The following is a 2,683-nucleotide window of genomic DNA, read 5'->3' as shown; positions in this document are numbered from 1 at the left end:
GGTGGTCAGACGCTTCGCTTGACGGGGGGCTTTGCCCCCAAAACGAAACACGTTCACTGGGGTTCACTTGCCATCGCTGGGGCGTGTCATTTCGTTTCGGCTCCCCCTGTTTTTCCCTTTCTTCGCTGGACGCTCATCAGGATAAAAACAAAAAGCCTACCGCCCTCGTTTTACTCGGTTGGTCAAATCGCTTCTTGCCACAAAACAAGTTTGTGACTTTCAGCGATTTCGCATCGTTTTACTTGTCAGTTTGCACGATGTTAAAAACGCACTCAGAAGCCCGCAAAACCGTTCTAAACTTTCAGCGTAGATTTGGGTGTTTTATAGGGTGATCGTGTCTTAAAATCGTTTCGAGGGGCTTTAATGGGGATGAACGGGAGGTTTTTGCTAACTAACTCGCCCGTTTAACATAAAAGGGATTGTATGAATCAATTTTAGCTAGAGTTTAAGGTTGTTCAAATTAATGTACAATGATTGCACTGTATAAATAACCAGGTGTAGCATGTATGGAAAAGCACTTTATCAATGAAAAGTTTTCACGAGATCAATTTACGGGGAATAGAGTTAAAAATATTGCCTTTTCAAATTGTGATTTTTCAGGGGTTGATTTAACTGATACTGAATTTGTTGATTGTAGTTTTTACGACAGGAATAGCTTGGAAGGGTGTGATTTTAATAGAGCCAAACTAAAAAACGCTAGCTTTAAAAGCTGCGATTTATCAATGAGTAATTTTAAAAACATTAGCGCCTTAGGTCTTGAAATTAGTGAGTGTTTAGCTCAAGGAGCTGATTTTCGAGGGGCTAATTTTATGAATATGATAACTACAAGGTCATGGTTTTGTAGTGCTTATATAACCAAGACAAATCTTAGTTACGCTAATTTTTCTAGAGTCATATTAGAAAAGTGCGAACTGTGGGAAAATCGCTGGAATGGCACTGTGATAACTGGCGCCGTGTTTCGTGGCTCCGATCTTTCTTGTGGGGAGTTTTCATCGTTTGATTGGTCTTTGGCTGATTTTACTGGTTGTGATTTAACGGGTGGGGCGCTTGGCGAGCTTGATGCAAGGCGAATTAATTTAGATGGAGTGAAGTTGGATGGAGAGCAGGCGCTTCAGCTTGTTGAGAGTTTAGGTGTTATTGTTCACCGATAAAATCTAGGTAAAAAACGCCTAATGCCCCAATGTGGTACTAATCAAAACGGAGCGAAGCGACATCTTCATCTTGTCTTTGCTTTTCTCCATGATCAGTTATTGGGTCATGGTCTCTTAGCTCGTTAATCTGGCTAAGTTTGGTTAGGTTGGGCTTCTTTCGACACTTCGCAATCCAAGAAATCCCTAGTCCGTTGATTGGTGCTCTTATCAGGTACGCACTGTAATCTTTCGATACCGCAGCGTGATTCGGAGGTAGAGCCGGAATTTCGTTTTCCGGTACGTTTTACTACCACAATTTGCCTGTTTATCCTTTCGGAGACCGGGCTAAGTCCGAGTCAATCAAGTGGTGCATTTGGGTTAATGTCGTTGGCTGGTATTTAATGAGAACGTGACAAGCGCCTCTCACGTTGCTAAGATTGGATTGCGACGTCTAATCTGAGCAACGAATGCACAAGATTTAGAGTACCAGAGCCCTGTGATGCTGTCACGGGGCTTTGTTACATCTGGAGCTTGGTAAACCTCATAAATTCAATTCGCAACGCTCGCCGCAAGGCGTGAACTTGTTTCACGTCGAGGAAGCGGAATTTCTCGAAAGCCTTATACTGTCTCCGTTCACACATGATCGGAGGGTGTCTCTATGTCTCAATTATTTCGTTTGGCATCGCCAGAAGATTACGAATACATCGAAGAATTAAATTTATGGGAATTGTCATTTGATAAGCGACCGGTTCAAGGGGTTCGTTGTGAAGATCCGGTGATCGGGGCAGAAAAATATAATCAAGGGCGTGAAAAATTTAAGGCGTTAGCGTCACGGCATAAAAAACACTGGAAACCGAACGGATTGACCTTTTCGGAGTTGATCCGCTGGGCAATAGAATGCGGAACTCCAGAACAATGTCAGCTTGTTTTAGCGTTATACCATTGCACAAACGATGATGATTATCAGGCGATGGGAATTCAGTTAAGCCGAAGTATTGATAATGCAAATGTCAGTCCGATCATCTTTTTCACAGGTAAAAATCAACGGTTATTAGGTGATATTTCGATGCTAAAACAGCTCGAAGAAAAGGTGCGCTGACGTTAGGTTTACCTATTATTTTATGTATTATCCTATCTATTATTCTATCTCTTATTTTATCTATTTCGTCTGTAATAGGTAGAATAATACATAGAATAAGATACAGAATAATAGATAGACACAAGATGACGTTGTGTTATTTCTTACCCATTAATCCACCTGTTATTCTACCTATTACTTTACCCGTTATTGCACCCAATTTAGGTATAACGGGCAGAATAACGGGTGAAATAATGGGTAGAATCATAGTTTTACTAACTTGCACCCCATGATACTTTCAGTATCAATGCCACTCATTTTCTGGACGAAAATGAATGACATAAGGCTCCGCCCTCTGGCTATTTTCTTCGGCTGGACGCCTGCGAAAAAAACCATTCACCCAAGCCCGTCAAACTCACTGCGTTCGTCTGACCACCCCCTTTTTTCGCCCCTGTATTTGGTCGCTCAAAAATGT

At 41.8% G+C, this 2,683-nt stretch carries 3 protein-coding genes; all 3 read left to right on the top strand.

Translation table 11 applies throughout. The features are described from left to right. A partial coding sequence (locus PSF09_RS20370) for a hypothetical protein (RefSeq protein ID WP_210815678.1) occupies positions 1 to 332 on the top strand: 332 nt, incomplete at its 5' end. Between the two features lie 174 nt (positions 333 to 506). Next, positions 507 to 1,151, top strand: coding sequence for a quinolone resistance pentapeptide repeat protein QnrD1 (locus PSF09_RS20365; RefSeq protein ID WP_012634451.1), 645 nt, complete (start codon positions 507 to 509; stop codon positions 1,149 to 1,151). A 637-nt stretch (positions 1,152 to 1,788) separates the two neighbouring features. Beyond that, complete coding sequence (locus tag PSF09_RS20360) at positions 1,789 to 2,229, top strand: hypothetical protein (RefSeq protein WP_015063446.1); 441 nt, start codon at positions 1,789 to 1,791, stop codon at positions 2,227 to 2,229. The last annotated feature ends 454 nt before the right edge of the window (positions 2,230 to 2,683 follow it).

It is taken from the genome of Providencia sp. PROV141 (assembly GCF_028481645.1).
Taxonomy (GTDB): domain Bacteria; phylum Pseudomonadota; class Gammaproteobacteria; order Enterobacterales; family Enterobacteriaceae; genus Providencia; species Providencia rettgeri.
Note: the sequence above shows the minus strand (reverse complement) of the source record. Positions and strands in the feature narration are given on the sequence as shown.